Source organism: Magnetococcales bacterium, from assembly GCA_015231175.1.
Taxonomy (GTDB): domain Bacteria; phylum Pseudomonadota; class Magnetococcia; order Magnetococcales; family DC0425bin3; genus HA3dbin3.
In genome coordinates, this window is the sequence record JADGBZ010000129.1 from 1 (window position 1) to 5,486 (window position 5,486).

Below are 5,486 nucleotides of genomic sequence, written 5' to 3' on the forward strand. Positions count from 1 at the left end.
TCATCCACAACGTGAGAATGCGGGGCAAACGGGTGCTGCATTCTCTGTTGGATCTCCTGGTGCGATAAGCCCCCGGAATCCATATTGAGCCTTATTTTTCTCAAGCTTGACGATTGCGAAATACCAGAAAATATTAAACAATATCTTGTTATTGATTATCACAAAAATAAAGAAGATGCCTACGAGAAGCTGTTGGAGATCTGCACTCAAACAACCTATAAGAATCATTAAAAAGTGAAGAAAATGTTCCGGGTCGTCAAGAGCGGTTTGGAAGCGCACCCCATCGACCACCATCTGGCCAACATGGATGCAAAAAATTTACATATACGCAGCGACAACGTGCGGGTAGAATGCGCCCGCTACAGAAGTTTGTACGAACCTGGTAGCATTCTGGTTCAAATGGACATGCCCTGTCGTTCCATAAAACCTCAAATCAAGGAGCGTGCGCTATGAAGTTGAAATCTCTGATGATGGTGCTTGTAGGTTCTGTTTTGGTCAGTGGTGTGGCCTATGCCGGGGCTGATGATATGAAGTGGGTCGCCAAATGCGTGAGCGACAACAGCGACGCCAAGGTGTCGGTTGAAATCGTCACCAAGTACTGCTCCTGCATGAACGCCAAGATGGATGAGAGCGAAACCCAGTCGATCTCCACCTGGGAAAAATCGCACCCCACCGAGATGAAAGCCTGTGAAAAAGAGGCCGGCTGGAAATAGCAGCCAGGTTTGATTGTCGGGGACTCACCCCGAACCCCACCGGGAAGGGCACTGCCCTTCCCGGATTGTTTTGATAGCCCCTCAAATACCTTGAATGACCATGCCATCCCGCAGCTTGGGTTCAAACCAGGTGGATTTGGGCGGCATCACCCCTCCGGCGTCCGCGACGGTCATGAGGTCCGTCACGCTGGTCGGATGGAGGGAAAAAGCCACGGCCATCTCTCCGCTCCGGACCCGCTCCACAAGCCCGGTCAGGCCACGAATGCCGCCGACAAAATCAATCCGATCGTCCACCCGGGGATTTTTGATCTCCAGGAGTGGCTCCAGAAGGTGATTTTGTAGAATGCTGACGTCCAGACGTGCGATGGGATCCTGCAACGAGGCCAGATCGATGCGGCACGTCAAACGATACCAACGGTCGCGCAAAAACATGCCGAAAACGTGTGGCCTGTCGGGTTGGACGGGTTGATTGTCGGGCTGAAGGTCGAAGCGTTCCGCCACCCGGGCCAAAAACGTTTCCGGTGTCATGCCGGAAAGATCCCGCACGACGCGGTTGTACTCCAAAATGCGAACCTGATCATCGGGAAACATCACCCCCATGAACCGGTTGAAGGGCTCTTCCCCTGTGCAGGAGCCTCGTTCAGCGCGTCGCGCCCGGCTCACCCGGGAAGCCGCTGCCGCCCGATGGTGGCCATCAGCAATGTACAAGGCGGCGAGCGTGTCAAACAAACCCACCAGTTGGTCGATGAATGCCTTCTCGGACACCACCCAGAGGGTGTGCCGGATGCCATCATCCGCCACAAAATCGAAGACCGGTTCACGACGGACAACCTGATCCAACACCTGATCGATGGACCTTTCGTGACGATAGGTCAGAAATACCGGGCCGGAATTGGCCCCCAGGGTATCGGCGATGCGTGTCCGGTCATCCTCCTTGTCCGGGCGGGTATGTTCGTGTTTTTTGACCCGATCGGTCAGATAGGCATCGACGGAGATGGCGGCCACCAGACCGGTCTGCTGATGCCCACCCTGAACGAGCCGGTAGACATAGAGGGATGGGCACGAATCCTGAAGCAGAATCCCGCTCTCTTGCATGGCAAGAAAATTGTGGCGGGCTCTCTGGTAAACCTGTGCATCGTGGGGGGAGATCTTCGGATCCAGGTCAATCTCCGCCTTGGAGACGTGCAGGAAAGAGTGGGGATTGCCCCGGGCCATGGTGGCCGCTTCAGTCCGGTTCAGGACATCGTAGGGAGGCGCTGCAACCTCCCTGACCCGATCCGGTCGCGGACGCCATCCTGGAAACGGCTGAATGAGTGATATTTTTCCCATGGTGTGACTTTCCTTGTCTTCCGCAACGTGACATCCCTGTCTGGCTCGGGTCATCGGCGCAGGGTGCGGAAAACATACAATGCCCGCCGCCTCTGGACAACCCCTGTAGGGTGTATCTATCCTTGATTTGGTGTAACTGTTCAGCACCCTTTCAAGAAAAGCCTGGATATGAAAGCCTTTGTCAGGGCTTCGCCCCGAACCCCACCAGGATACCGTCTCAGGCCCTGCCAGGGAGCCAGCCCCCTGGACCCCGATGCGTCGTCGGGTGGTGAATCGTTACCCTGTATCCGGAGTTTGGGCATGACCCGCTTGGGCACATCCGTCGCACGCGAAACCATCACCCTGGCCGATCCCGGGGTTGTCGCCACCCACTATTGGCGAACTTTACCTGACGGACGCATCCAATGCGATGTTTGTCCCCGCATCTGCCGGTTGCGTGAGGGGCAACGCGGCCTTTGTTACGTGCGCGCCCGGACCGCCGATCAAATTGTTCTGACCAGCCATGGCCGCTCCCATGGCTTTTGTATCGATCCCATCGAAAAAAAACCTCTCTACCATTTTTATCCAGGCAGCGCCATTTTGTCGTTTGGGACAGCGGGGTGCAATCTGGCGTGCAAATTTTGTCAAAACTGGCACATGAGCCGATCCCGCTCCATGGACGAGCAGATGGCCACGGCCACCCCCGCGCAACTTGCTGCCGCTGCCCAACGCCTGGGGTGTCGCTCCCTCGCCTATACCTACAACGATCCTGTGGTCTTCATGGAGTATGCCATGGATGTGGCGCAGGCCGGGCATGCCCTGGGCATACAATCCGTGGCCGTCACCGCTGGTTATATGCAGGATGCCGCCCGCGAAGCGTTCTATCGCCATATGGATGCCGCCAATGTCGATCTGAAGGCCTTCTCGGAACGTTTTTATCGGCGTCTGTGTGGGGGTTCCCTGCAACCTGTTCTGGAAACGTTGCAGTACATCCATGCAAAGACGGATGTCTGGCTGGAGATCACCACCCTGCTGATCCCTGGCGAGAACGACTCGGACGCCGAACTGGAGAGCATGACGCAATGGGTGGCCACCCACCTGAGCGTCGATGTCCCCATCCATTTTTCGGCTTTTCATCCGGCCTATCGTCTCCAGGAAAAACCCCGTACTCCCGCCGCCACCCTGACCCGCGCCCGCCATATTGCCCGCAACAATGGCCTGCGTTATGTCTACACGGGAAATCTCCACGATCCGGCTGGAGGAGTCACCCATTGCCATGCCTGTGGCCACCAGCTCATTGTCCGGGATGGCTATACCCTGCTGGCCTGGCATCTGACCCATCAGGGAGACTGCGCAACGTGTGGCACCTCCTGTGCCGGAACTTTTGCCGCCGCACCGGAAAACTGGGGCGCACGCTGCGTTCCGGTTCGGGTGTAATACACTGTAATCAAATGTTATCAACCTGGAAAACCTTGCTGCATGCCTCATAAAGACCTTGCCTGCCACCTCGGAAAAGTGGTAGCCTGTCGGGGGTTGTCATGTGGGCTTGGCCCAGAATTTGATCCCAAACCAATGCGGCGACCTTCCTTCAACACCATGCACAATATGCCCTGCTTCCATGTCAGACGATGCGGCGGTTCCAAAAATAAACAAAGTACCCAGTGGAACATATGCGGAGACTCTTCCCCCTGATTGTCCGCCCAGCGATGCGGTGAAACCGAGTGAAAGATTTGCTTACAGGCTTTTGATGGAATTACCTGCGAAAAGGGAGGATTTTGACTCGCACGCAAAGCTCGAAAAAAAAGCCCCCTCTCCAGGCAATCGTTGGTATGGGAAGTGTTCAGTCATGGGCAGTCAATCTTCGTCATCAAATGCAATAACAGGAAAAACGTTGCTATATTTTGATGGTCCGCAAATTATTCACCTGAACGAAACGAATGAGAGTGGAACGTCGGTGATCGCTGTTGCAGTCGATTATGACGACTCGGAGATGGAACAACCATTTTTTGCTTGTTACATATGTAAAGATGACTGGGAAAGGTATGCTGAAGGTAAAAAGGATCTTTACTATTTGTTTTCCAACGCACTGCAAGGAGAATGTTATTTTTTTGATTTGCGTGCGCAACATAATGAAGTTGTCCAATCAAGATTGGCGTCCAATGAAGAGGTTGAGAATAGCGATTTTTGGCCTGACAAGGGCTTCCTTTTCTCAGGCCATAGTGAAGATATGGATGAGTTTTGTGGAATTTTTAAACCTCGCATCGACCTTGGTGCGAACATAATCTGGGAGGAAATGGTCTATTCTTTTTGATGTACACCCCATTCACCTCAAGAAAAGCCTGGACATGAAAGCCTTTGTCAGGGCTTCGCCCCGAACCCCGCCAGGACTCTGTCTTAGGCCCTGCCAGGGAGCCAGCCCGCTGGACCCCGATTCGTTGCCGGGTGGAGAATGGTTGCGATATTTCAGGCCATAAAACCCAACAATTGCCCCCGGGACCGGAAGGTTGGGTCGGGGGTGGGTCGTACAAACCAACAAGGAGCGTATCATGAGCGAAAATCCTTTTGACAACCGGGCACGAGCCCAGGCTCATGCCGAGTCGGGGGCCATGCCGGCCATTGATGTCAAGGACTCGGCGGTCGAATACCTGAAGCAGGTCTATGCACTGTTGGCGGCCAGCCTGGTCATGGCTGTTGCATCTGGCTATGTGGGCATGTACACCCCCTTCGCCTTCGAACACCCGATCCTGCTCCTGGTGATCGAAGTGGGCGTCTTTTTCCTGGCCCTGAAAATCAAAAACACCCCCACACTGTTTCTGTTCGCGGCCATCTCCGGTTTCACGATCGGACCGGTCATTGCCGTCTACGTTGGCAGTGGTCTCTCTGGTGTGGTCGGTCAGGCAATGTCCCTCACGGCTGCCATCTTCGTGGGTATGACCTTCTATGCCATGACCACCCGGCGCGACCTCTCCATGATGGGAACCTTCCTCTTTGCCGGCCTGATCGTCCTGCTCGTGGGATCGCTTCTCAACATGTTCTTCCACTCCTCGGCCATGGGCTTTGCCCTGAGCGCCGCCGGCGCCCTGATCTTCTCCCTCTACATCGCCTGGGAAACCCAGTCCCTCAAGGAAAATCCCTGGGCCGTGAAGCCTCAGGAAGCGGCTCTTTCCATGTATCTGAACGTCATCAACCTCTTCCTGTCTCTCCTGCGTTTGTTGGGGATTCTCGGGAGCGATGATTGAGAAGATGCCTTTTGCATGGTGGCAACTGTCCGGCGCCCTTGCGAGAAAAGCTTTGACATGAAAGATTTTGTCGGGATGTTGCCCCGGACCCCGCCAGGAGGAAGGGCGTAGCCCTTTCTCCTGGACCTCCACCCCACTTTCAATGATTATTTTCTCGGGGCTCTGCCCCGGACCCCGCCAGGAGGAAGGGCGCAGCCCTTCCTCCTGGACCTCCATCCCAGTCTTT

The 5,486-nt window shown here is 55.1% G+C and carries 6 protein-coding genes; 4 read left to right on the top strand and 2 right to left on the bottom strand.

Going from position 1 to position 5,486, the window contains the following annotated elements; translation table 11 throughout:
* Positions 1-294, bottom strand: coding sequence for a hypothetical protein (locus HQL63_15570; GenBank protein MBF0178245.1), 294 nt, complete (start codon positions 292-294; stop codon positions 1-3).
* A 155-nt stretch (positions 295-449) separates the two neighbouring features.
* Here HQL63_15570 and HQL63_15575 point away from each other — a divergent pair, with 155 nt between their 5' ends.
* Positions 450-713: a hypothetical protein gene (locus HQL63_15575; GenBank protein ID MBF0178246.1), complete on the top strand. Its 264-nt coding sequence runs from the start codon at positions 450-452 to the stop codon at positions 711-713.
* 81 nt (positions 714-794) lie between these two features.
* On the opposite strand, the gene HQL63_15580 is transcribed toward HQL63_15575, so the two are convergent.
* The gene (locus HQL63_15580; protein MBF0178247.1) at positions 795-2,033 is read right to left on the bottom strand and encodes a DUF1015 domain-containing protein; all 1,239 of its coding nucleotides are present in this window, start codon (positions 2,031-2,033) and stop codon (positions 795-797) included.
* A 309-nt stretch (positions 2,034-2,342) separates the two neighbouring features.
* Here HQL63_15580 and amrS point away from each other — a divergent pair, with 309 nt between their 5' ends.
* The 3 genes from amrS (at position 2,343) to HQL63_15595 (ending at position 5,260) form a co-directional block, all read left to right on the top strand.
* Positions 2,343-3,458, top strand: coding sequence for an AmmeMemoRadiSam system radical SAM enzyme (gene amrS, locus HQL63_15585; protein ID MBF0178248.1), 1,116 nt, complete (start codon positions 2,343-2,345; stop codon positions 3,456-3,458).
* A 181-nt stretch (positions 3,459-3,639) separates the two neighbouring features.
* Complete coding sequence (locus tag HQL63_15590; protein ID MBF0178249.1) at positions 3,640-4,332, top strand: hypothetical protein; 693 nt, start codon at positions 3,640-3,642, stop codon at positions 4,330-4,332.
* A gap of 235 nt (positions 4,333-4,567) precedes the next feature.
* Positions 4,568-5,260 (top strand): Bax inhibitor-1/YccA family protein, encoded by a 693-nt coding sequence (locus HQL63_15595; GenBank protein ID MBF0178250.1) that lies wholly within the window; start codon positions 4,568-4,570, stop codon positions 5,258-5,260.
* Positions 5,261-5,486 lie beyond the last annotated feature (226 nt).

Excerpts from the sequence above, each read along its gene's own strand:
- HQL63_15570 (MBF0178245.1), bottom strand. The coding sequence starts at position 294 with ATGGTGGTCGATGGGGTGCGCTTCCAAACCGCTCTTGACGACCCGGAA.
- HQL63_15590 (MBF0178249.1), top strand. The coding sequence starts at position 3,640 with ATGTCAGACGATGCGGCGGTTCCAAAAATAAACAAAGTACCCAGTGGA.
- amrS (MBF0178248.1), top strand. The coding sequence starts at position 2,343 with ATGACCCGCTTGGGCACATCCGTCGCACGCGAAACCATCACCCTGGCC.
- HQL63_15595 (MBF0178250.1), top strand. The coding sequence starts at position 4,568 with ATGAGCGAAAATCCTTTTGACAACCGGGCACGAGCCCAGGCTCATGCC.
- HQL63_15575 (MBF0178246.1), top strand. The coding sequence starts at position 450 with ATGAAGTTGAAATCTCTGATGATGGTGCTTGTAGGTTCTGTTTTGGTC.